At 52.2% G+C, this 22,173-nt stretch carries 22 protein-coding genes; 11 read left to right on the top strand and 11 right to left on the bottom strand.

What is annotated here, in order from left to right; all coding sequences use genetic code 11:
* Positions 1-76: 76 nt before the first annotated feature.
* From O3S68_RS11010 to O3S68_RS11020, 3 genes are all read right to left on the bottom strand, one after another.
* Complete coding sequence (locus O3S68_RS11010; protein WP_045508796.1) at positions 77-1,756, bottom strand: methyl-accepting chemotaxis protein; 1,680 nt, start codon at positions 1,754-1,756, stop codon at positions 77-79.
* Between the two features lie 283 nt (positions 1,757-2,039).
* The gene (locus tag O3S68_RS11015) at positions 2,040-2,753 is read right to left on the bottom strand and encodes a GNAT family N-acetyltransferase (RefSeq protein WP_269231499.1); all 714 of its coding nucleotides are present in this window, start codon (positions 2,751-2,753) and stop codon (positions 2,040-2,042) included.
* Positions 2,754-2,913: 160 nt separating this feature from the next.
* Positions 2,914-4,251 (bottom strand): aspartate aminotransferase family protein, encoded by a 1,338-nt coding sequence (locus tag O3S68_RS11020; protein WP_269231683.1) that lies wholly within the window; start codon positions 4,249-4,251, stop codon positions 2,914-2,916.
* Between the two features lie 184 nt (positions 4,252-4,435).
* On the opposite strand from O3S68_RS11020, the gene O3S68_RS11025 reads away from it, so the two are divergent.
* From O3S68_RS11025 to O3S68_RS11035, 3 genes are all read left to right on the top strand, one after another.
* The gene (locus O3S68_RS11025) at positions 4,436-5,200 is read left to right on the top strand and encodes an SDR family NAD(P)-dependent oxidoreductase (RefSeq protein WP_269231500.1); all 765 of its coding nucleotides are present in this window, start codon (positions 4,436-4,438) and stop codon (positions 5,198-5,200) included.
* A gap of 595 nt (positions 5,201-5,795) precedes the next feature.
* A complete protein-coding gene (locus O3S68_RS11030; RefSeq protein WP_269231501.1) occupies positions 5,796-7,031 on the top strand; it encodes an EAL and HDOD domain-containing protein in 1,236 nt (411 codons plus the stop codon).
* 95 nt (positions 7,032-7,126) lie between these two features.
* Positions 7,127-7,540, top strand: coding sequence for a winged helix-turn-helix domain-containing protein (locus O3S68_RS11035; RefSeq protein WP_020456916.1), 414 nt, complete (start codon positions 7,127-7,129; stop codon positions 7,538-7,540).
* 10 nt (positions 7,541-7,550) lie between these two features.
* Here O3S68_RS11035 and O3S68_RS11040 read toward each other — a convergent pair whose 3' ends face one another.
* Complete coding sequence (locus O3S68_RS11040; protein WP_045508783.1) at positions 7,551-8,441, bottom strand: LysR family transcriptional regulator; 891 nt, start codon at positions 8,439-8,441, stop codon at positions 7,551-7,553.
* Between the two features lie 677 nt (positions 8,442-9,118).
* On the opposite strand from O3S68_RS11040, the gene ompC reads away from it, so the two are divergent.
* Positions 9,119-10,246 carry a porin OmpC gene (ompC, locus tag O3S68_RS11045; RefSeq protein WP_269231502.1) on the top strand — a complete coding sequence of 376 codons (1,128 nt, stop codon included), beginning with the start codon at positions 9,119-9,121 and terminating at the stop codon, positions 10,244-10,246.
* A gap of 79 nt (positions 10,247-10,325) precedes the next feature.
* On the opposite strand, the gene O3S68_RS11050 is transcribed toward ompC, so the two are convergent.
* The 4 genes from O3S68_RS11050 to O3S68_RS11065 form a co-directional block, all read right to left on the bottom strand.
* On the bottom strand, positions 10,326-10,658 hold the full coding sequence (locus tag O3S68_RS11050; RefSeq protein WP_020456913.1) for a helix-turn-helix domain-containing protein: 333 nt from the start codon (positions 10,656-10,658) through the stop codon (positions 10,326-10,328).
* 230 nt (positions 10,659-10,888) lie between these two features.
* Positions 10,889-11,197 carry a YciI family protein gene (locus tag O3S68_RS11055; RefSeq protein ID WP_269231503.1) on the bottom strand — a complete coding sequence of 103 codons (309 nt, stop codon included), beginning with the start codon at positions 11,195-11,197 and terminating at the stop codon, positions 10,889-10,891.
* Positions 11,198-11,214: 17 nt separating this feature from the next.
* The gene (locus tag O3S68_RS11060; RefSeq protein WP_160271526.1) at positions 11,215-11,841 is read right to left on the bottom strand and encodes an FMN-dependent NADH-azoreductase; all 627 of its coding nucleotides are present in this window, start codon (positions 11,839-11,841) and stop codon (positions 11,215-11,217) included.
* Positions 11,842-11,868: 27 nt separating this feature from the next.
* Positions 11,869-12,642: an alpha/beta fold hydrolase gene (locus O3S68_RS11065; RefSeq protein WP_442913118.1), complete on the bottom strand. Its 774-nt coding sequence runs from the start codon at positions 12,640-12,642 to the stop codon at positions 11,869-11,871.
* Between the two features lie 129 nt (positions 12,643-12,771).
* Between O3S68_RS11065 and O3S68_RS11070 the strand changes: the two genes are divergently transcribed.
* The 3 genes from O3S68_RS11070 (at position 12,772) to O3S68_RS11080 (ending at position 15,397) form a co-directional block, all read left to right on the top strand.
* On the top strand, positions 12,772-13,752 hold the full coding sequence (locus tag O3S68_RS11070) for a GlxA family transcriptional regulator (protein WP_269231504.1): 981 nt from the start codon (positions 12,772-12,774) through the stop codon (positions 13,750-13,752).
* A gap of 142 nt (positions 13,753-13,894) precedes the next feature.
* Complete coding sequence (locus O3S68_RS11075; RefSeq protein WP_269231505.1) at positions 13,895-14,533, top strand: DsbA family protein; 639 nt, start codon at positions 13,895-13,897, stop codon at positions 14,531-14,533.
* Positions 14,534-14,545: 12 nt separating this feature from the next.
* A complete protein-coding gene (locus O3S68_RS11080) occupies positions 14,546-15,397 on the top strand; it encodes a Vmh family MBL fold metallo-hydrolase (protein ID WP_269231506.1) in 852 nt (283 codons plus the stop codon).
* Positions 15,398-15,699: 302 nt separating this feature from the next.
* Here the strand turns inward: O3S68_RS11080 and yjbE are convergent, their stop codons facing one another.
* The gene (gene yjbE / locus O3S68_RS11085; RefSeq protein WP_269231507.1) at positions 15,700-15,948 is read right to left on the bottom strand and encodes an exopolysaccharide production protein YjbE; all 249 of its coding nucleotides are present in this window, start codon (positions 15,946-15,948) and stop codon (positions 15,700-15,702) included.
* 302 nt (positions 15,949-16,250) lie between these two features.
* Between yjbE and O3S68_RS11090 the strand changes: the two genes are divergently transcribed.
* Positions 16,251-16,817: a LuxR C-terminal-related transcriptional regulator gene (locus O3S68_RS11090; protein ID WP_269231508.1), complete on the top strand. Its 567-nt coding sequence runs from the start codon at positions 16,251-16,253 to the stop codon at positions 16,815-16,817.
* A gap of 471 nt (positions 16,818-17,288) precedes the next feature.
* Here O3S68_RS11090 and O3S68_RS11095 read toward each other — a convergent pair whose 3' ends face one another.
* Positions 17,289-18,176, bottom strand: coding sequence for a LysR family transcriptional regulator (locus O3S68_RS11095; protein WP_020456904.1), 888 nt, complete (start codon positions 18,174-18,176; stop codon positions 17,289-17,291).
* A gap of 1,359 nt (positions 18,177-19,535) precedes the next feature.
* Between O3S68_RS11095 and O3S68_RS11100 the strand changes: the two genes are divergently transcribed.
* From O3S68_RS11100 to O3S68_RS11110, 3 genes are all read left to right on the top strand, one after another.
* Complete coding sequence (locus O3S68_RS11100) at positions 19,536-20,015, top strand: hypothetical protein (protein WP_020456902.1); 480 nt, start codon at positions 19,536-19,538, stop codon at positions 20,013-20,015.
* Positions 20,016-20,416: 401 nt separating this feature from the next.
* The gene (locus O3S68_RS11105; protein ID WP_020456901.1) at positions 20,417-20,650 is read left to right on the top strand and encodes a KTSC domain-containing protein; all 234 of its coding nucleotides are present in this window, start codon (positions 20,417-20,419) and stop codon (positions 20,648-20,650) included.
* 104 nt (positions 20,651-20,754) lie between these two features.
* Complete coding sequence (locus tag O3S68_RS11110) at positions 20,755-20,853, top strand: YoaK family small membrane protein (RefSeq protein WP_017455774.1); 99 nt, start codon at positions 20,755-20,757, stop codon at positions 20,851-20,853.
* On the opposite strand, the gene O3S68_RS11115 is transcribed toward O3S68_RS11110, so the two are convergent.
* Positions 20,850-22,091 carry an MFS transporter gene (locus O3S68_RS11115; RefSeq protein ID WP_269231509.1) on the bottom strand — a complete coding sequence of 414 codons (1,242 nt, stop codon included), beginning with the start codon at positions 22,089-22,091 and terminating at the stop codon, positions 20,850-20,852. The genes O3S68_RS11110 and O3S68_RS11115 overlap by 4 nt on opposite strands.
* Positions 22,092-22,173 lie beyond the last annotated feature (82 nt).

The following is a 22,173-nucleotide window of genomic DNA, read 5'->3' on the forward strand; positions in this document are numbered from 1 at the left end:
AAAACGGCACGCCACCTGAAACGGTGCGCGTGCCAGATTTATCTATTGCCCGGACAATGCCGCCGGGCGGGGTTTATCAGAACGCTTCCCAGTCATGCTCCGGCGCTTTGCTGCCGCCTGCAAGCGCAGGTCGGCGCAAGGCTTTCCCCGCTTTTGGCGCAGCCGCTGATGGTTTGCCGGTAGTCCCCTGCTCTGCATCGCCTGGCAGTTTAAACACCGAGACAATTTCCGTTAACTGGAACGCTTGATGCTCCAGCGAAGCGGAAGTGGCGGAAGATTCTTCCACCAGCGCGGCGTTCTGCTGGGTCACGCTGTCCATTTGCGAAATCGCCGTGCCAACCTGACTAATCCCTTTGCTCTGCTCCACGGACGCCGAGGCGATCTCGCCCATGATATCCGTTACGCTGGTGACGGAACGCAGGATGTTGTCCATCGATTCGCTGGTCAACGTCACCTGGTCAAAACCGTTATTGACGTTCGTGACCGACTCATCAATCAGCACTTTGATCTCTTTCGCGGCTCCAGCGCTTCGCTGCGCCAGATTACGCACTTCGCTGGCGACCACCGCGAACCCGCGCCCTTGCTCACCGGCACGCGCCGCTTCAACGGCGGCGTTGAGTGCCAGAATATTGGTCTGGAACGCAATGCTGTCGATGACGTTAATGATGTCGGTGATTTTCTGCGAACTGTTGGTGATATTTTTCATGCTGGCGATGACCGCCTGCACGCGCTCTTCCCCTTTGTTCACGGCGGCTGACGCCACGTGTGCAAGGTTGCTGGCTTCGCTGGCGTTGTCGGCGTTCTGTTTGACCACCGCGCTCAGCTCCTCCATGCTGGCGGCGGTTTGCGTCAGCGCGGCGGCTTGTTCTTCTGTGCGCGAAGAGAGATCGGTGTTACCGGACGCAATTTCGCTCGCCCCCTGGTAAATTTCACCCGCGCTGTTACGGATCTGCGTAACGGTGTTCACCCAGTTGTTCTGCATAGTTTCCAGATAGGGAATCAGTTGCCCCACTTCGTTGTTGCCCAGATCTTTTGTCGGCTTATCCAGCTTGCCCACCGACAACACCTGCAGATGTTGCTTAACCCACTCCAGCGAGCGCGCCAGGCACAGCGCCAGGTAACGCTCGGACATCACCAGCATCGCCAGGCCAATGATCATGGCGATGATAATGATGGCGCGCGTCAGCGAAACCCAACTGGCAATACGCGCGTTAGCGGCGGATTTCAGCTCGTGAATTTGCTGGTTATACGCGACGATCGCCTGTGAGAATCCGCTGCGCAGCGGGCTGAACTGCGCTTTCGACAACTGGTTATAACTCTCGGCATTGTCGGCTTTAACGGCGGCGAACATCGGCGTAATGGCCTGATTAAACAGGTTCAACGAGCTGTTATAGATATTATCGATGGCCTCGGTGCTGATATTCGCATGATCGGTCACTTTGAACTGATTCAGACCGTTTTGCAGAAAATCGATATCTTTGCCGATACGATCGAGGGTTTGCTGGTAGTTTTGCGTATCGTTATTGGCCTGGAAAACCAGCGCGCGGTCCATCAGCAGTTTGACCTGGTAATAGCGATCGCTGGCGTTGTTGATGATGTCGCCGTTAATTTGCTGAACGTTGGTGAGTTCCACTTCATCGGTTAAGGCGCTCAACGCATGTAACGAATAAAACGAGACACCGCCCCAGAGCAAAGTGAAAATGACCAGGATCGCCAGCATTGCGACCTTGATTTTTAAATTTCGAATAAAGTGCATAAAAAACCCCGGTAAATAGTTGTGAAATAACGTTTTAAAGCAGCGATCTCCTCGCTGTCATAAACCCCATCGGCTAAGTTTCCGGGTTAATTAAGAATAAAAAGAAGTAAGGCAACAACCTTTCTATTGAAATGGTGATAACACGTAGTTTACCGTGGCTTAACTTTTGAAACGGAAGTAAAGTGGTAATTTGGCAGGCGTTTCCCCCGGTAAAAGATGTCGAATTGCGTGGCGCGCGGAAGGGGTAAAGCGGGGGCATCGGCGGATACCGATGCCACGTTCATTAAGATGACGAGGGAGCAAAGAAGGCGCTGAGTTTTTGTTTTTGCCTGCCCTGCTCGTCAAAGTTACTGGCCGCCAGCCAGGCGGAAATCGCCGCGTCGCGCTGCGGCCATTCGCTATCCAGCATGGATAAATAGTCGGTATCGCGGTTGCGCCCTTTACGCACCATATGCTGGCGAAAACGCCCTTCCCAGCTAAAGCCGAGACGTTCGGCAGCGCGGCGGGAAGCAACGTTGAGCGTGTCACACTTCCACTCTACGCGGCGGTAGTTGCAGGCAAACGCGTGGCGCAGCATCAACCAGATGGCTTCCGTTCCCAGCACGCTATTTTTCATGCGCGGTGACCAGGTGACATGGCCGATTTCCACCGAGCCATTTTGTGTGTTGATGGCAAGCCAGGCGACAACGCCGAGCGCCTCACCGCTGGCACACTCCACCACGGCGAAAGGCGCGATGGTGGTGTCGATCATTTTACCCACCACCCATTGCGCCATACTGTCCACGGTTTGTGGGCGCTCACCCGCCAGCCATGTCCAGTCGCTCTCGTTTTCCGCCTGCGAGTAAGCGCGCAAAAGATCGTGCGTGTGTACCCTGGCGTCAAGCGGTTCCAGCCGACAGTATTGTCCGTGCAACATGCTGCGCGGCAGCGGCTGGACGCCGTGCCAATGCGGCAACATGTCACCGACGGTTTGACCATAATGATTCAATTCCGGCACTTTTTTCTCCCAGGTAAAAAAGTTAAACAGAAAAAGAGTGTTTTAACAGCAGTTAAGCCCGGAATATAGTGCCTAAAATTGGGGGGTAAGTGGAGAAAAATCTCTTTGAAATCAGAGGACTGACCAGATTTGGCATCAGAATAGTCTGATGCCTTTACACTTACTGACTAAAGTGGCCAAATTGAGCCAAAACCTGGTCAAAAATGGCCATTCCCTGCTGGACTTCTTTCGCGCTCATTATGCAAGGTGGCACCACATGAATGCGGTTTTCAACAACAAAAGTTAACATTCCGGCTCCTGTTAGCGCCGCCTTGATCGCAGCCATCTCTGTCGCGGCTAAAGGCGTTTTGGTTTTGCGGTTGCTCACCAGCTCCAGCGCCTGGAACATGCCGCGCCCGCGTACCTCGCCAATCAGCGGATGTTTTGCTGCCAGAGCCTCCAGCGCAGGGCGCAGAACGCCGTTGCCGATCTCTGCCGCATTCTGCACCACGTTCTCCTCTTTCATCGCATCAAGCGTGGCGACAATCGCCGCCATCGCCAGCGGATGCCCGGAATATGTCAGCCCACCGGCGAAGAAATGGTCGTCAAAGTAGTGAGCAATCGGCGCGGAAATCAGCACACCGCCCGCCGGCACATAGCCCGCATTCACCCCTTTGGCGAAGGTGATCAGATCCGGCACGATGCCATCCTGTTCGAAAGCAAACCAGCTACCGGTACGGCCAAAACCGGCCATCACTTCATCAAGGATCAGCACAATGCCGAACTCATCCGCCAGCGCGCGCACGCCCTGCATATACCCGGCTGGCGGCACCAGAATGCCCGCCGTGCCGGGAATGGACTCCAGCAGGATCGCCGCAATCGACGACGGCCCTTCGCACTCAATCATGCGGCGCAGATGCGCCAGCGCGCGCTCGCACTCTTCGGTTTCACTGGCGGCATTAAATTCGCTGCGATACAGGTACGGGTTAAAGAAGTGAACATGCCCGCGCGAATACTCATTTGGCACACGTCGCCAGTCGCCGGTCGCCGCAATGGCGCTGCCGGTGTTGCCGTGATAAGAGCGATAGGCAGAGAAAATTTTGTCACGCCCGGTGTACAGCCGTGCCATGCGAATGGCGTTTTCGTTGGCATCCGCCCCGGCGTTGGTGAAAAAGACTTTGCTGAAGCCTTCCGGTGCCAGCTCCACAATGCGTTTTGCCGCTTCGCCACGCGCCAGGTTGGCGGTGGCCGGCGCAATGGTTACCAGCGTTTCCAGCTGCGCTTTCATCGCCGCCAGCACGCGCGGGTGTTGATAACCAATATTGACGTTCACTAACTGGCTGCTGAAATCGAGGTAGCGGTTACCGTCGTAATCCCACAGCTCGCAGCCTTGCGCCCCGGCAATCACCATCGGGTTGAGGTTGCCCTGCATCGACCATGAATGAAACACATATGACCGGTCCAGTTGACGCACGTCGTCGTTCGTTATCGCCATCTCGTTGTGAAGTGCCAGTTTCATGCCAGATCCTCTCATGCCGTTGTTGTTGTCTGCATCATGCTGCGCGCCATAAAGAGGCGGGTAGAGCCAGTCGGCTTCGCGGGATGTGACACCCGTGTCACACGTCAGTGGCGTAACTGGCACTGTCTGGCAGGCGTGAGGATTTTTATAGTGGCGCAATAACCCTGCACAGGAGAAGAGAACAATGGCAGCGAAAAACGTGGTGTTCATTACCGGCGCGACCTCCGGATTTGGCGAAGCGGCGGCGCAGGTTTTTGCCGACGCCGGATGGGCGCTGGTATTGAGCGGGCGTCGGCTTACGCGTCTGGAAAACCTAAAAGAACGCCTGCATGGCAAGGTGCCGGTGCACATTATTGAACTCGATGTCCGCGATAGCGCCGCGGTAAAAAAAGCGGTGGCCGAACTGCCTGCAGCATTTGCCGATATCACGACGCTTATCAACAACGCCGGACTGGCGCTCGCCCCACAGCCCGCCCAGAAAGTGGAGTTGCAGGACTGGCAAACGATGATCGACACCAATGTTACCGGGCTGGTTAACGTGACACACGCGCTGCTGCCCACGCTAATTGCACACGGTGCGGGGGCATCGATTATCAATATTGGCTCTATCGCCGGGCAGTGGCCCTACCCTGGCAGCCATGTGTATGGTGCGACCAAAGCCTTTGTGAAGCAGTTTAGCTACAACCTGCGCTGCGATTTACTGGGAACGGGCGTGCGGGTAACCGATCTTGCGCCGGGGATTGCCGAAACGGAATTTACCCTCGTACGCACCAAAGGCGACAAAGCGGCGTCTGATAATTTGTATCGCGGCACGACGCCACTCAGCGCGCAGGATATTGCCGGGCAGATGCTCTACATCGCCACCCTGCCGGATCATATGAATATTAACCGTGTAGAAGTGATGCCGGTGCGCCAGGCCTGGCAGCCGTTTGCCATCGACCGGGATTAAATCTGGAGTGTTCTGAGCCACAAAATAAAACGCCCCGGCATAAATGCCGGGGCCTGCTTTTATTCTTTTTTCCTGGGTGTTTAATCGTTTTACCCCGCCCGGCGCTTATCTCCGGCACTCACTCTTAGGTGGCGTTAGCTCTTTATGGGGTGAGACCACAATAGTCCATCGGAATGTTCTGAACAATAGTCTTTTGGTTGCAATTTTCGGTTTTTTGATGCTCATCATAATTTGCCGGATCCTCCCGGAAACCCGCGTGACGACGGTCACTCATCAGCAGGCGCTAACAATTTTCGAGCCGCAGAAAACAGACGAAGCGTGACGCGTATCGCGATGCGAGCGCAAAATTGATGAATTTTTCGCCGCCATTGTCGATAAAAGAGGCAATGCGTTATGATTGCGCCATTCGGAATTTGACTTAAATCCTTCAGACGTTTACAAAAGATACTGCCTTCCTTAAGTCCGACTTGCGTCTTTCCCGTTTTCGTCCAGGCTTCCATTTTACCCAGCGTAAAAATGGTGCGGATTGACCGGTTCAGATTTGCGTTTTACCGACTATTTTAAGATTTGCAGGCATCTGTAAGTGGAGTATCGCATGTTCTCTTTTGTCGCCCGGCAGGCGATTTTTGATGCAAATATGAACACAGTCGGTTACGAGTTGTTGTTCAGAGACAGTATGACGAACCGGTTTCCCGACGTTACGCCGGAGTACGCCACTGCCCAAATTATTGTCGAACAGTTTCTGGGCGCACCGCTGGGCCGTCTGAAAGAGTACAGCGCGATCTTCGTTAACTTCCCCTATGAACTGCTGATACAAGGGATGGCGGAAACGTTGCCGAAAGACCGCGTGATTGTGGAAATCCTCGAAACCGCCAAACCCACGCCTCAGTTGCTCAACACGGTAAAAAAACTCTCTGCGCACGGCTTTCGTATCGCGCTGGATGACTTCGCGTTAGGTGACACCTGGAACGCGTTTTTACCTTATATCAGCATTATCAAATTCGACGTGCGGGAAAATACGCCGGACGAGATCAGCGGCTATATCAATGCCAAAGCCCATTTGCTGAAAGACACCATATTTCTTGCCGAAAAGGTGGAAACCCAGGAAGAGTATGAGTGTTTCCGTAATATGGGTTGTACGCTGTTTCAGGGGCATTTTTTCAGCAAGCCGGTGATCCATTCAGCCAATAAACTGTTTCAGAATCAGGAAATCACCTTAAAACTGATGAAAGAGGTGAATGCCGACTCGCCGGATTTTGGCCGAATCGAAGCCCTGCTGAAACAGGATCTGGCGCTGTCGTTTAAGATCATGCGCTATGCACAAAATATTGTCTTCAACGCGCGCGGGATTAAAAACTTCCGAAGCCAGTCGTTAAAGGACGTTATTTTTTACCTTGGCACCAATGAGTTACGCCGCTTTGTGCTGGTTTCCTGCCTGACCTCGGTCAACAAAGTAAAGACCGACGACATTTACTACCAGAGCCTGATCCGCGCCAAGTTTTGCGAACTGGCCTCGGCGCACTCCATCAGCCGTCACTCAGCCGATGACGCGTTTATCGTCGGTCTGTTTTCACAGCTCGACAGGATTTTTGAAATGCCGATGGCAGATTTATTAAGCCAGATTGATATTTCCGCCAGCGTCATGATGGCGCTTAAAGAGCAAAAAGGCCCGCTCTACCCTTACCTGCAACTGATTGAGCTGTACGAAAATCACAACTGGGAAGAGGTCAGCGCGCTCGGTCACCGGCTGGGTTTTAACCGCAGCATGGTGGCAGAGCTGATTAAAGCCGCCACCAAATGGACCAACGCTATCCCGTCAGACGTCAGCTAAGCATTTCAGTTTTCGCGCCGGAAAGCCGATTTAATCAGTAGGGTGTTACTTACACCGCTACTTTGTTTCACTCGGCTGATCACTGGACGCACATCATGGAAAAGTTAACGGTATATGGATATCGCCTCGGTAACGAATATCAGGTGGAATTCGTGCCTTATAAGCAAAGTCTGACGACCTGCGCGATCCCCGGTAGCTGCACATATTTACGTAATACCATGAGCAACCTGCTGACCTATCTGCTGGCGCACGCTGTGGGGAATATTGTGGCCGACAAAACGCTGCAGATTCAGGTATGGGAAAATAATGGATTGAGTTGCTCAAGCCAGCGGCTGTGGCAAGTGATGAACAACCTGAAGCGTAAACTGGCGGTATTCGGTTTGCCCGACGACTTTATTCTGCGCGTGGCCGGGAAAGGGTATCTTATCCCGCCGGAAAAGGTGCTGACGCTGTATTGCCGGGAGACGTTTTTTCAGCAACACCTCGCGGTAGATTACTCCGCCCTGTAAGGCCAGATAATTAAGCATAACGCAGCGCGTCAATCAGTAAGCTAAACGCGGCAGTGTGCTGTTTACGGCTGGGATAATAGAGGTAATAGCCGGGGAATGGTTCACACCAGTCGTCGAGCACCGTTTCAAGTTTGCCTTCGCTAACAGCCTGCGCCACGCAATCTTCCGGTACCAGCGCCAGCCCCATACCGCTGGTTGCCGCTTCGACTCTGGAAGCCAGGTTATTAAAGGTTAATTGCCCTTCCACGCGCACGCGCATTGGCTGGCCGTCTCTGGAAAACTCCCAGGCATACAGCCCGCCAAGCGTCGGCAGACGCATATTAATACAGTTGTGCTGCTGTAAGTCATGCGGCGTTTGCGGTTTACCATGACGGGAAAAATAGCCCGGCGAGCCCACAACCACCATGCGCCAGTCGGGGCCAATTCGCACCGCGACCATATCTCTGGCAACCTGTTCACCAAGGCGAATACCGGCATCGTAGCGCTCACTGACAATATCCGTCAGGGTGTTATCGATAGTTAATTCCACTTTCACATCAGGGTAAGCGTCTAAAAAAGGCTTAATGGCTGGCCACACCGTCGAATGCAATGCGTGCTCGCCAAGCGTGATGCGGATATTGCCAGCCACGCGATCGCGCATATCGGTTAAGGCAATGAGTTCTTCCTCAATCTCTTTAAAGCGCGGGCCAATGCTATTAATTAATGCCTCGCCTGCATCCGTTGGCGCGACGCTGCGCGTAGTACGGGTAAGCAGACGAATTTGCAGACGCTCTTCCAGCCCGCGAATAGCATGGCTGAGCGCCGATTGCGAGACACCTAATTTTGCTGCCGCGCGAGTAAAGCTACGTTCGCGGGCCACCACAATTAAATAGAAAAGATCATTAAAATTATCTTTCAGCATTTCCGCCCCGTGACCAGACCATGAAAATAGCGTTTATGCTACACTTCGGCTGCGTTTTAATATATGTCTATAATTCACTAATCCCGCAATAAAAGGGCTCTGATCGTGAAGCAGGTCACCTCTTTTTATGTTAATAAGCGCCAGCGCCTTCTTTTTAATGAGCCACATTCATAACCGCAATGAACCATATTACTTAATCAATACGCTTTATTATTCACCACGCATAAACGCACTGAACACCATTAAAATTAACCATGCAGCAGCGGCAGATATTTAATAATTAAACATCTGCTTTTATTACCCACCTTAAATAACCACTTAATCAACCTGCATATTTAACCGCACCTTTTGCCAATAAAAGCCGGGGGAATTACCCCCGGATAGGGAAAAAAGTAACAGTAGACACAAAAAATGCAATGAGGTTAATAAAGCGTCTTAACGGTAACCGATCAAACGCGAGTGATATTAGCGATCTGTGCGATTAAAAATAACCCAAAAAAAGTTCCAACCGATATTTGTCAATATGTGCTAAAAAGAATTTAAATATTTACACCAGAAGAACTCAGATGATAAACAATATCCTGCAACCTGAATAATCCATGAACCACTCTCATAAGTGGCAGTGTATTCTTGTTGTTATTAAAAAACACAGTGGCAAACATCAAGGGTTTATTTATATGAAAATCTCTCAACTGAGTCTTTTCGTCTCTGCTGCGGTACTGTGCTCGTCAGTACACGCGGCGGAAATATATAATAAAGACGGTAATAAGTTAGACTTATATGGTTTGGTATCAGCAGAACATTATTTTTCTGATAACAGCGGCTGGGACGGCGACCAGACTTATATGCGTCTTGGCTTTCGCGGTGAAACACAAATTAATGACCAACTGACCGGCTACGGCCAGTGGCAAATGCATATTGACGCTAATAAATCGGAAGGTGATACCAATACGCCACGCACGCGTTATGGCTTCGCCGGGTTAAAATTCGCCAATTACGGTTCAGTGGATTATGGCCGTAACAAAGGTGTTTTATATGACACCCTCGGTTATACCGATATGCAGCCCGAATTCGATGGCATGACATACGGTTCCGACCAATTTATGTTTAGCCGTGGCAACGGCATGCTGACCTACCGCAATACGGATTTCTTCGGTCTGGTTGACGGCCTGAATTTCTCCCTGCAGTACCAGGGCAAAAATGATGGCGGCGGCGAATCCGGCGCCGGTCGAAATGTATTACGCCAGAACGGCGACGGCTACGGCTTATCCGTGGAATATAACATTGGCGCGGGCGTAAGCGTTGTTGGTGCCATGACCAGCGCCAAACGGACAGAAGAGCAAAATACCGCCACCAATATTCTCGGTAATGGCGATCGCGCCGAAGCCTATTCTGGCGCAATTAAATATGACGCCAATAATATCTACCTGGCGGCGATGTTTACTCAGGCTTATAACGCTTCGCGTTTTGGCAGTGCTTCCGATACGACGACCGCCTACGGCTACGCTAACGAATCACAGATTTTTGAAGCGTACGCCAGCTACCAGTTCGACTTTGGCTTGCAGCCATTCGTGGCGTATAACGCGCTGAAAGGGAAGAATATTGGCAGCAACAGCGCGGGCGATAAATATGGCGATCAGGATATCGAAAAATATGTCGATCTCGGTGCCACCTATTACTTCAACAAGAACTTCAACATGTTTGTTGATTATAAAATCAACCTGATTGATGAAGATAAATTCACCACCGCCGCCGGTATCAACACCGATGACGTGGTAGCAGTGGGTATGGTTTACCAGTTCTGAACCTGCAAAAAGGCGGCGCAGGCCGCCTTTTATTCACCGTCTTTTCCCGCACGTTTTCCTTTCATTACGACTTTTTTCCTTAGCGCTGATGCTGGCGTCGCCAGACGCCGGGCGGCATCTGGTATTTGCGCGTAAAGGTGCGTGTAAAAGTCTGCTGCGAGTCATAACCGTATTTAGTGGAGATAGCCATAATCGACTGCTCAGTCGCCAGCAGTTCATGCGCGGCGCTTTCCAGCTTTTTCTCGCGGATATAGATGCCAAGCGGTATCTGAATCACTTGCTGGAACAGGCGCTGAAGATGCCATTTCGAATACCCCGCCCGCGTGGCGACATCCTCGATCCGTAGCGGCCTTTCAAGGTTATCGTCAATCCATTGCTGGATCTCAAGAATCACCGCGTGTTGCATACCCATGGTTGAAACCTCCTTGAGAACAGGAGCATTCACCTTAGCGAAGTGATACTTACGCAAACATGACGCGAAAATAATAATTTTGTCAGAAATGTCCATGCCGCAACGCCATATGGCATGGGGCAGCGCGCCCGACGCGGGGAAACCTGTCAGCGCGTAACCCATCCTGACTGGCCTGCAATGCGCAAGGGAGGCGGCTGACCGCAGCCTCCCTGTTGCCGTTTTCGGTCAGGCTATAGCGCTTTTGCCTCCCCCGCCCATTCGCGCAGGAAATGCGCGGAGCAAAGAGCTGGCTCGATAACCGCAATATCGACGCTGACCAGGCCAAATTTAACAAAAGGATCGCGTTCTATGTCATTTTCCAGACTCTGGCTGTCGCTGGCCGTCGCCAGGATAAATCCACCCGGTTTATTTTTCAGCGGCCCGGCGAAAATAATATGCCCTTTTTTGATCATCTCGCCCAGCCACAATTTGTGCGCATCAACATACGCACCGAGAATATCCGGTTCACTGGCGTAACTAAGCGTAATTGCATATAACATAATTTATTCCCCGCAGATTAATGTAATGGCAGCGCAGCAATAATGTTATTTATCGCCGATCGCGCGGCGGCAATTTGCTGGTGTTTAATGTCATCTCCTTTCGAGGTACCTTCCGCGCGGATAATATGAATAGCGTCAATACCCAGAAAACCGAAAAAGGCACGCAGATATTTCTCCTGGAAATCCATGCCATCAAAAGGCGGCTGTAAATAAAAGCCGCCGCGGGCTGAAATAATCAACACCTGTTTTCCCTCCGCCAGCCCAACCGGCCCGGTGGCGGTGTACTGAAAGGTTTTTCCCGGTTGCGCAAGCCTGTCCAGCCAGGCTTTTAACTGACTGGAAACAGAGAAGTTATACATTGGCGCCGCGATAACAATCAGGTCATGCGCCAGGAATTCATCGACCAGTTGCTGTGAAATCTGGTGCTCCGGCTGCCTGTCGCTTGTCGGTTGGCTGCCGGGAACAACGCGAAATCCGGCGGCAATATCTGCGGTTAAATGGTTTATTTCGTCGCGAACCACATCGCGATAGGTTATTTCCGCTTGCGGATAATGCGCTTTTATTTCCCGCATAACGTCAGCGGAAAGTGCGCGAGTGACGGAATGGTCACCCGAAATACTGGAATCAATATGCAGAATCTTCATCATACTCTCCGACAATAAACACAGCAGTTATTTAAAGGATTTAGCAGCAGTATCGATAAATTTCGCCACCGCTTCGGGTTGCGAAACCATAGACAAATGTGAACTGTTAACGCTATATACCGTGGCGTGGATCTGTCTGGCTATTTTCTGCTGAACGGCGGGTAACAAAGCATGATCGTTTTCGGTCAGCAAATACCAACTCGGTTTATTTTCCCAGGCGGCATGAGTGATTTTTCCCTGAAATGCCGCGAGGGCGATCGGTTGTGAAACCGCAGCCAGAGCCCGGACATTGCTGGTTGAAATATCGTTCGCCATCACCTGTTGAAACTGGCTGGCATCATCTAACCACACCAGCCCTTGCGCATCCGGCGCGAACCCGCTTACTGGCGCGTGAAGCCGCGCCAGTAAATCCGTCACCGATTCCCCCGTAGCCGGTGCCAGCGCCGAAAGGTAGACCAACCCACGCACGTGGCTGTTATTTCCGGCCTGGCTGATAACGGCACCGGCCCACGAATGACCGACCAGCAGCACATCGCCGTGCTGGCGTGCCAGCACACGCCCGGTGGCGGCGACATCATCATCCAGCGAGGTCAGCGGGTTTTGTACAGCCGAAACGTGGTAGCCCATGTTTTGTAAGCGCTCGGTCACGGCGGCCCAACTGGAGCCGTCCGTAAACGCGCCGTGTACCAACACAATATTTTTAATCGGCTGCGCGGCCACCTGCGCCGACATCACGCTCAACATGGCCGCACAAGATGCCGCCGTGATAAACCGTTTTCCTTTGCGAAAAGCGTTCCGCATGTTCTCTCCCGCCACGTATTGATGAAGTTATAAACACCATGCGCAGAGTGTAATCAGGGGTTTCTGGCGTGGTAAGATGGCGAACTTGACATTAAACAGGCAAAATCAGACATAACGCGGAGAACCACAATGCAGATAGCGATAATGGCCACGGCAGGCAGCATGATGTCTGCGATTAGCGGGCTTGCGGATATGTTCTGGATAACCAACCAGCTTCTGCCCGCCAGCATTGAAGCCAGCCGGTTCAGGATCGCCATTGTCAGCCCTGACGGGAAGCCGGTCGCGGACGCGCAAGGTCGCACGATTGCGGTGGATGACGCGTTTGCCAGCATAACCGCGCCCGATGTGATTCTGGCCTGCGGCATGGCGCTCGGCAGCAATAAACTGCCTGCGCTCACCAGCCCGGAGGCCGTCGCGTGGTTGCGCCAACAGCATCAGCGCGGTGCGAAAATTGGCGGTGCCTGCGCCGGGGGGTATCTGCTGGGTGACGCCGGATTGCTGGATGGCAGAGAGTGCGCCACCACGTGGTGGCTGTATCCCACTTTCCGCGCCCGCTATCCGCGCGCCAAAATGGTGTGGGGCAAAGCGTTAATCGAAGAGCGCAACGTGATCACCACCGGCGGACCGCTATCGTGGGTGGATCTGGCGCTGCACATTATTCGCCAGCATGCCGGGGACGAAGTGGCAAGAATGGCAGCAGATATGACCGTTGCCGACAGCCAGCCAATCTCCCAGCAAATCTATGCGCCGCGCGGCTTTTTAAACACCATCGATCCACTGTTACTGCGCGCCGAACAGCTTATCCGCTATGAAAATCCGGCCATCACCGTCGAAGCACTCGCCAGCGCGTTGAACCTCAGCCCGCGCACCTTGCACCGAAAACTGGCCGATTTAACCCACGAAAGCCCTAAACATTTTATTACGCGTGTGCGCATAGAATCAGCCTGCCTGCTGCTTGAAAACCCGTCAGCCAATATCAGGCACGTCGCCGCCGCGTGTGGCTATACGGAAGATACGGCGTTTCGCAAAGCCTTTAGCCAGCTCATCAACATGACACCTGCGCAGTACAAGCACTGGGCTGCCGCGCGAAACACGAAGCACGGGCATTAACGCCCCGCCGTTGCGGCATTTTTGTCGTCATGGCGGGGTTATCTGATCGTTTTACGAAACGCTGCATGTCCGGTTACGGGAATTCTCTTCACCGCCAATGTGCCTACAATGGGCGGCACCTGCACAACAAGAGAGAATAACCATGGCATTTCAGGCTGGGCTGTACTGGATAATCGATCCGCTCTGCGGCTGGAGTTATGGCGCACTGCCGCTGATTAACCGCACGGCTGAACACTTCACTGAACGACAACATATTTTGCCCGGCGGCCTGTTTATCGACGCGCAGCGCCGCCGCCTGGACGCCGACTGGCTGGCCCATGTGCACGAACATGATGATCGGATCGCGAAATTAACCGGTATGCCGTTTGGCCGTGCTTATAAAGAAGAGTTGCTCGCCCGCGACGGGTTGCTGCTCGACTCGCTACCGGCCACTCGCGGTTTGTTAGCCTTACAGCAATCTGGCGAACCGGCTGACGCACTGCGCTTTCTTAACGCCATTCAGACAGCCTGGTATCGGGACGGCCGTGATATCACCCGCGATGAGGTGGTCAATGCGGTGATTCAGCACGCCACCGGTCTGCCTGTTGTCAACGGTCAGGTGGCGGAAAGCGAAGCCCGCGCCGCCATTCAATATGGCCGCATGGTCATGGCACAAGCCGCCGGAGCAGGTTTCCCCTGCGCCGTGTTGGTGCAGGAAGATGGCCGTTACACGCGGCTTCCGGTCAGCCAGTATTACGGCAATCCGGATGCATTTATGGCGCTCGTAAAAACATATCGTTAAAGGAACTCCACCATGAACCGTAAACTACCCGGCGTATTGCTGATGCTCGCCAGCGCCTCTTCTGTTGCCGCACCGTTACAATTGCAGGTTTATAACCCGCAGGAAAAGGCGATTTTCGCCGTCTCATCCACACTGGTTTCCGGTCCTACGGAAGCCATTTTGTTTGATGCGCAATTCAGCGTGAAAGATGGCGAAAAACTGGTGGAGATGATCAAAGCCAGCGGCAAAACGCTCAAGCAAGTGGTGATCACCTCCGGCGATCCGGATTTCTATTTTGGCCTTGAACCGATCGTTAAAGCCTGGCCGCAGGTCAAGGTGGTTGCCTCGCCGGCGGTGGTGAAACATATCGAAGCGACAAAAGAGGCCAAGCTGGCGTACTGGGGGCCGCAGATGAAGGACGGCGCGCCGCACACCTTAACCGTACCGATAGCGACCACGGCGACACACTTTACTATCGATGGTGAAACGCTGGAGCTGCGCCATCCGCAAAGCTATGCGGCTTATGTCTGGATCCCGGCGAATAAAGCCATTCTCGGCGGCACGGCAATTTCCAGCGGCATCCACGTCTGGAGCGCCGATACGCAAACCCCGGCTGCACGTGCGCAGTGGCGTGACGTGCTGGGCGAAATGCAACGCCTGAAGCCGCAGCAGGTGATCCCCGGTCATTACCTGGGGGCGCGTCCCGCCGGTGAGCAGGCCATTACGTTTACCCTTAATTACCTCGATACCTTCGAGCAGGCGCTGAAAGCGAATAACACCTCGGCGGGCGTTATCAAAGCAATGAGCGCCGCTTATCCGAAGCTGGCAGAAGCGGGTTCACTGGAGCTGAGCGCTAAAGTGAACACCGGCGAAATGACGTGGTGATCGTCACGCGGAATCCTGATTTCCCAGATCAGAATTTACGCCTCATCTGCAATATTGTTCCGCACACGCAGGGCGCGGCGTGATGAATTAAACGCCACGCCATGAACAAGATAAGGGGGCCACTGCGTCCCCCTTTTCCATTCCTGCAGCTCCCGCAACTCGCACTATGCTCACCTTCCGCGTGCCGATCGGCTGTCGGCTCGCGTCGGGATGACGCGTCCCCTCACACCTTCCGGTGCGATCAAACATTGCGTTTTAAATCCTCAAAAACCCTGGCGTGGCGAATTAAAAAAGCGTCACCGTTAATTGGCAGGCGTAGTCGTCGTCGTTGTGCTGGTTGAGGTATTACTGCCGTCATCTCCCCCGCCCATTGATAATAAAAGCAAACCGGCTACGGCAGAAACAACTGCCACGCCGGTGACGGCTGAACTGCCAACTGCATATTCCGCTGCATTCTCCCCGGCGGCTTTTCCTTCTTCTGCGGGCGCTGCGTAGCAAATTTCAGAAATAACAAATACGAAAGCGATAATAATGTATTTTAAAAGCACCATAATCCTGTCCTCATATTTATTTGGGATCATCTGCACTTTAAATCGCCATCGCAAAAACGGATCGCAAAATAGGACATTCCTCGACAATATGAAAACAAATGGGAGATTCCTCAGCGAAACCAAATTATCTCAGCGGATGCACATTTCGCTTAAAAATAAAAATAAGATAATCCTCAGTTAACAATTTTTTAGCAGTATGATAGAGATCAAAGAAGACATAGAAGAACACCACAAAGGATTGAGAAAAATTTCAAACTGCAAATTTTACACACGCACATCCAGACGCTCCAGGAGGGTGTAATATGGAAAGAAAAATAGATGTCATATTATGCAAAATCACCTGCTCTTATACCAAAAAAGGCATCACGCAATTAGTTAATGAAATCAGAAACGGCAGTGGTTTGCACATTGGAATTAACTTTACAGCTCCTTATTCTGGCCGGGGAACATTAGTGGTAACCAAAGGTAATTTTATACCCTTTACGTTGGCACATACACCCATGATTGTGATACCCGATAAAGTTCCGGTCAGCGTTTTAATGGACATATTAACCGAATTTGTTTACGGAAGAGTCAGCCAGCATGTTAAGACGATCCGTCTGGGAAGGCGCGAAATTGCGATTCTTAAAGAGATGATTTTCGAAAAAAGTGACGAGGAGATTTCAACGCTATTAAACATCAACAAAAAAACCGTTTCATCGCACAAGGACAACATAAAAAAGAAAATCTCCGCGAGTACAAAGATTGACATTTTCTATGCGTTTAGCATTTTTTCCTTTACCGACTCCACATTAAATGAGAGTTCGAGTGAAGATCCACTTTTTATGCCGCCGGGCGAGCAAATAAATAGAATGGTCGCTTACGGCTAAGAAAGAAAAATAACTACAACACTCAGCAAAATAAAAACCAGGACGCAACATGAAATTGCCTTTTTATCCCATCGATAAAAAGGCAATTCACATTAAATACCGTTAAGTCTTCTTGCCGTATTTACGCGGTTGACCCACTTTTCTTGAGCGTACAAGTCGAAAGTGCCTGTAAAAAGAATACGCGATAACGATCAGCAGCACGCCTATCAAGGCCAGGTTCATCATCACCATTTTAGTTTCACTCACAACGGGCGGGCTTTCATTTAACCGATAAATAACCGCAGCCGTCAATAGCTGACCAAAAAATAAGACTGGCCTCAACAGCACAAATAATTAAATGCTAATGATGAGATTAAACCTAAGGAAAACAATGGCGCTGCCGCGCATTGCCAGCACGAGTACGCAACACCGCTATTATCTTTAGATTTTTCATCGTTATTACCCGGCGAATTCCCCACATAAAATGGCTATTTATTCTGGCACGCTGGTTAACTGCTGGCGGATAGCATCAATAAACAACCGCAGCGCGGCGTGTTGATGTTCCCGAGACTGATACAGGCCATAAATCCCCAGTCGTTGCGGTTCGAGATCGGGTAACACCCTGACCAGTTGGCCATTATTCAGCGCCTCCTGCGCTTCCCGTTCCGGCACCAGCGCCAGCCCGCACCCGGCAATCGCCGCATCGCGCAGCACCGCCGAGATCCCCGCGCTCAGATTACCGTTCGCCATCACTTGCCACGTGTTTTGTGCGCTGTCGGTGAAGTGCCACGACTGCCCGGCGAAACCGCTATAGTGAAGACAATTGTGGTGCTCAAGCTCGTGTACCGTGTGCGGTGTACCGTGCAGACGCAGGTAATCCGCCGATGCGCAAAGTACCGAGCGGCACTCGCCGAGACGGGTGGCTATCGCCCCTGCTTCCGGGTTATTGGTGATGCGAATCGCCAAATCGATGCGTTCACCAATCAGGTTGACCGGGTGGTTTCCCACTTCGACTTCGATTCTTAACGCCGGGTAACGCGCCAGAAAATCCGGCAATACCGGCCCGATAATGTGGCTGGCCGTGAAGTGGGCACAGGCGACACGCAATGTGCCGGAGGGTGTTTCCCGCGTCGATTGCCCTTCGATATCGCCAAACAGCGGCGCGAGTTGCCGCGTCTTTAGTAGCGTATTCTCCCCGGCAGGCGTAAGCGTCAGGCGGCGAGACGAACGATGAATAAGCCGGGCGCCCGCCCATTTTTCCATCTCATCAAGGTAGCGGCTGACCATCGGGCGAGAAATACCCAGCGCCCGCGCGGCGGCGCTCAGGCTTCCCAGCTCGCAGATGCGATTAAACACCACCACCGCCATCACTCTGTCCATCTGTGCACCTGTTCGGTTTGTGAAACGTAACGCGCATTGTTTCAGAAATGTGCCAGGCAAAACAGCCTTCCTCGCATACCTTGTGTTTTGAGTACCACGCGCGCTTCCCGCTTTTTGTGTAAGTCCGCGCTCTGTGACGCTGCCGTTTTAACGTCACATGGTGATGAAATGGCTGTCATGCCAACGAAGGCGCATGGCATCTGGCGCTTTTTCAACCAGCAATGCCAGCCCTTCGCGCACGATGTCGCTCATCGGTGTACTGCGCTTACGGCACCTTCATATCTTCGCGCCGGCAATTTATGCATAAAGTTTACAGGCGGTGTGCCGTTAGTCATATCGGTGAGCCAATGCTTTGGCAATGCAAATACCTGAATGTGTTTTGAGCGGGAAACCGTGGATGAGAAAAATGATACGAAAAATATTGTTACTGCTGTCTGTTTTATCGATTGGCTATTACGCCTACTCATTTTCTACGGTGATGGCAGATTTACCCTTCACGTACCAGGTGCAGAATGTCTTCACAATAGTCATGTGCTCGGTGTTTGCAGCGCTGTTATTTGCATCAAATAATAAAGAACTATTATTCTTGCTAAATCGTTACTATTGCTCATTCAGCATAAGAAAAACAAACGATAGCGATAACTACACCATTTTATTCTGTTTCATGTTTCTGTCTTACGCGCACTATTATCTTTCCAGCCTGTTCTGCAGGTTAATACTGGATGTAATAGTAAAAATCGGCTCACTGGACTCCTTCCTGGCGATCAATATTTACACTTCACTGTTATTTGCAGCGAACTGTTTATTGTTTGTGGTTTACGCAATCCCTGTTGTGCGGGCATTTATAAAGCGGAACGCTGAAAAAACGTCTGTAGTTTCTACCCAACAGGACGAATAAACAGACCTGCGATGCAACGATCACTCCTTTGCAGCCCATAAAAAACTGGCGCGAGTTCGCCAGCACTTTTTTGTTAGCCGGGGTGCCATTTCAATATATTTTTACTTTTATTCAGTTAGTTACCTTCATCCTGACCGTTTGAATCATGTTTGTGCTTTCCGCGCACGCGCAGAGTTATGCAATCAGATGGATACGTTACCCGCCCCGGATAAAAGGTCTACGCCAAAAACCCGATTTGTTTTTTTATTTCCACCGTTATCTTTAAATGATTATCGGATGAACACAGGGTAGCGGATAATATTTAAATCGGCTCAAATGGGTTGATATAAATATGACGTCACTATACCGCCCGTTTATCTCCAGTGAGAGGCGCGTTGTTTTTTTGATGCGCATCCGATAACCAAAATTAAATACCAGCAGTGCACGATAAACACCCATCGTAATCATGAGGAGAGAAAGAGATGCCATCTATTTATTATCGCGGTGACAACCGTGTTATTTCCGAAATACAAAAAACCGGGTTCCAGCCGCGCATTGAGTCGTGCCGCGGGCGAACTCCAGCCCAGGCTATTGCCTATATTCAACAGCTTATTGTCACCAACGGTTTTAAAAATCTTGTGGATATTGGCGGTTACATCATAAGTAATTCTAAAGGGGATTCTGTCTCGACCTCCTGTATTGAAGATGGCGCTTCTTATGGCAAACATAAATATCGCATCACCGCCCCGAAGAGTGCGCTATTTTTTGAATTTAATCTCGACGGCAGCGTGGGAGCACAACTTCCCGATCAAGGGCATATGTATGGACGCAAGCCGTACTATATTTTAACCGACGCGAACCCTGACTTAAGCCAATACGTTATTGTTGGCACCAGAACAGCCACGCAGGAAGCCACCTTTTTTACTGATATACCCAGCGACTGGATCTCGTTACTCAGCTAACCGGATCGTGTAGCCCTGCTCGACGCGAAACAGTGCCCTCCTGCTTAGTGAGGGCACTGCTTAGGCATGAATTACCCCATGGCATCACTGTGCCAGGTTTCCCTTTTCGTTAATCTGCACCATGGCATTCTGCGCACCGGTTTGCCACGCTGAACAGCGAATAAGTGCATGTCACAGCCGGACGGCTGCGATCATGCTGTGCAACGTCCTGCCGGCGTCTGATTCACACCGTGAAACGACGCGCAATGCGCATCCCGCTCTGTGCATGACACCCCCCTTTAGTAAACGCTGGTTAAACGGCACGCCGCTAAATCGCTGGCCGCAGTGTAAATTTTCCGCGTCCACTGCCGATAGCAATAGCAGAAGTGCCACTTTGACATTGACGTTGAGCAGAACACATTATGAAAAGACATCCCCTTTCCTGCCGCGCGCTGCGCGCCGCCGGATACGATCCAAACTCCTGCGTACTTGAGCTTGAACACAGCAACGGCCGGGTTGAGCAATATCTTGGCGTGCCCCCCAAAACCTGGCAGGCATTTTTGATGAGCCACGAGCAGGAAAACTATTTTCGCGAGCATATCGCCAGTAGCTACCTGAAAATTACCGTCGAGCAGGCAAATCGCAGCCGTTTTTAACCGCTGATGCGGTAATTTTTTGCCCGCGTTTGTGCTAACGTTGTCTGCCCGCAGACGATGCGGTTTGGTGCGTGTTCATGCTGGCGACAGCGTAACGAGGTGTTATGAGAATTGGTATTGCGTTTCCTATCCTGGTTTTTATTGTCGCCGTCGCCTTTCTGACGTGGTTTATCGCTGGCGGTTACGCCACGCCAGGCAGCTAACGCCCGGCGTGTTGCGCCATCGGGCGACAGATAAATATCATGGCCAGTGCGCTGAGCAACGGGATCAGCGCCAGCCACAACCAGGCGATACTCGCCGCCGCAGAAGGGGTCAGCGCGTTATCCAGTTGCCCGCCTAACAGGAAGTTTCCCGCAAGCACCGTCACGCCCCCCATCGACGCCAGTGCGCCATAATGCGCGCCGAGGTTCTGGTTATCCGCGAACCATGGCACCAGATCTTTCCCCACCGGTACAATCAGCATTTGCCCGAGCGTTAATAGCGTCACCATGCAGGCGGCGGGTACATAGCGCTGCCAGTTTTCCGGTGCCGGCGTCGCGGCAAACAGTGCAACGCTGATAAATGACGCAGCCAGTAGCGCAAACCCCACCGGCAACATGCGTGCCGCGCCAATACGGCGGGCAAGCCGCGCCAGCGGCATCTGTAACGTGATGATGAGCACCGACGCCAGCATAAAGAGCGGGCCGAGGGTTTTCTCGCTGCTGCCCGATCGGCTCAGCTCAACCGGCAACGCCAGGTAAAGCTGGTTATAGCTGAACAGATAAGCACTGTAGGCCACCATAAACGCGACAAAACGCGGTTTGCGAAAAGTTTTCCACCACGGTAGCACATGCAGCGTTTCCGTTTTCCCGTTGCCACCCGGCAGACAGAAAAAGAGCACCAGCAACGCCACCACAAACACGCCCGCCCCGGCCAGCGCCACGCGCTGGAAACCAAAACCGGCAAGCAGCGAACCCAGCAGCGGCCCGAGCACCGTGCCCAATTCGCCGCAAATGGCGAACAGCGCGAACCACTCCGCGCGGCTGCGCTTTCCCGCTTTTTCACTCTGCGTGCCCGCTTTCGCCAGCAGCGCTTCGATGGACGGAGAAAACAGCGCCCCGCCAACGCCGGTTAAACAGGCGCCCAGTACCACCGGCAGCAGCTCCCCGCCAAACGCCAGCAGCAGATACCCGCTGATACGCACCACGCAGCCGCACAGAATAATGATCCTTGCGCCAAAGCGGTCGGATAACGCGCCACCTAATAAAAACATGCCCTGCTGAGAGAAAGTGCGCAGACCGATGATCAAGCCAATCAACGAGCCAGAAAGCAGCAAATCGTCGCGCAGATAGATCGCCAGAAACGGCACCACCGCATAAAAACCGATATTAAAAATCAGCTGGCTACCGGCGAGCAGATACGGCGAGGTCACTTTCGACGGGGCAGAAATGTGGGCAAGCATGAAGGTTCCAGGTCAGCAAAACGCGCAAGGGTCTTTAATACCGGGGAAATTTCCTGCTGGCAACTCTCTTTAAACACACATT

The organism is Kosakonia sp. SOY2 (genome assembly GCF_027109175.1).
In the GTDB taxonomy this organism is placed as follows: domain Bacteria; phylum Pseudomonadota; class Gammaproteobacteria; order Enterobacterales; family Enterobacteriaceae; genus Kosakonia.

Coding starts and splice junctions, on each gene's coding strand:
- O3S68_RS11010 (WP_045508796.1), bottom strand. CDS start 1,756: ATGCACTTTATTCGAAATTTAAAAATCAAGGTCGCAATGCTGGCGATC.
- O3S68_RS11020 (WP_269231683.1), bottom strand. CDS start 4,251: ATGAAACTGGCACTTCACAACGAGATGGCGATAACGAACGACGACGTG.
- O3S68_RS11025 (WP_269231500.1), top strand. CDS start 4,436: ATGGCAGCGAAAAACGTGGTGTTCATTACCGGCGCGACCTCCGGATTT.
- O3S68_RS11030 (WP_269231501.1), top strand. CDS start 5,796: ATGTTCTCTTTTGTCGCCCGGCAGGCGATTTTTGATGCAAATATGAAC.
- O3S68_RS11035 (WP_020456916.1), top strand. CDS start 7,127: ATGGAAAAGTTAACGGTATATGGATATCGCCTCGGTAACGAATATCAG.
- O3S68_RS11040 (WP_045508783.1), bottom strand. CDS start 8,441: ATGCTGAAAGATAATTTTAATGATCTTTTCTATTTAATTGTGGTGGCC.
- ompC (WP_269231502.1), top strand. CDS start 9,119: ATGAAAATCTCTCAACTGAGTCTTTTCGTCTCTGCTGCGGTACTGTGC.
- O3S68_RS11050 (WP_020456913.1), bottom strand. CDS start 10,658: ATGGGTATGCAACACGCGGTGATTCTTGAGATCCAGCAATGGATTGAC.
- O3S68_RS11055 (WP_269231503.1), bottom strand. CDS start 11,197: ATGTTATATGCAATTACGCTTAGTTACGCCAGTGAACCGGATATTCTC.
- O3S68_RS11060 (WP_160271526.1), bottom strand. CDS start 11,841: ATGAAGATTCTGCATATTGATTCCAGTATTTCGGGTGACCATTCCGTC.
- O3S68_RS11065 (WP_442913118.1), bottom strand. CDS start 12,642: ATGCGGAACGCTTTTCGCAAAGGAAAACGGTTTATCACGGCGGCATCT.
- O3S68_RS11070 (WP_269231504.1), top strand. CDS start 12,772: ATGCAGATAGCGATAATGGCCACGGCAGGCAGCATGATGTCTGCGATT.
- O3S68_RS11075 (WP_269231505.1), top strand. CDS start 13,895: ATGGCATTTCAGGCTGGGCTGTACTGGATAATCGATCCGCTCTGCGGC.
- O3S68_RS11080 (WP_269231506.1), top strand. CDS start 14,546: ATGAACCGTAAACTACCCGGCGTATTGCTGATGCTCGCCAGCGCCTCT.
- yjbE (WP_269231507.1), bottom strand. CDS start 15,948: ATGGTGCTTTTAAAATACATTATTATCGCTTTCGTATTTGTTATTTCT.
- O3S68_RS11090 (WP_269231508.1), top strand. CDS start 16,251: ATGGAAAGAAAAATAGATGTCATATTATGCAAAATCACCTGCTCTTAT.
- O3S68_RS11095 (WP_020456904.1), bottom strand. CDS start 18,176: ATGGACAGAGTGATGGCGGTGGTGGTGTTTAATCGCATCTGCGAGCTG.
- O3S68_RS11100 (WP_020456902.1), top strand. CDS start 19,536: ATGCCATCTATTTATTATCGCGGTGACAACCGTGTTATTTCCGAAATA.
- O3S68_RS11105 (WP_020456901.1), top strand. CDS start 20,417: ATGAAAAGACATCCCCTTTCCTGCCGCGCGCTGCGCGCCGCCGGATAC.
- O3S68_RS11110 (WP_017455774.1), top strand. CDS start 20,755: ATGAGAATTGGTATTGCGTTTCCTATCCTGGTTTTTATTGTCGCCGTC.
- O3S68_RS11115 (WP_269231509.1), bottom strand. CDS start 22,091: ATGCTTGCCCACATTTCTGCCCCGTCGAAAGTGACCTCGCCGTATCTG.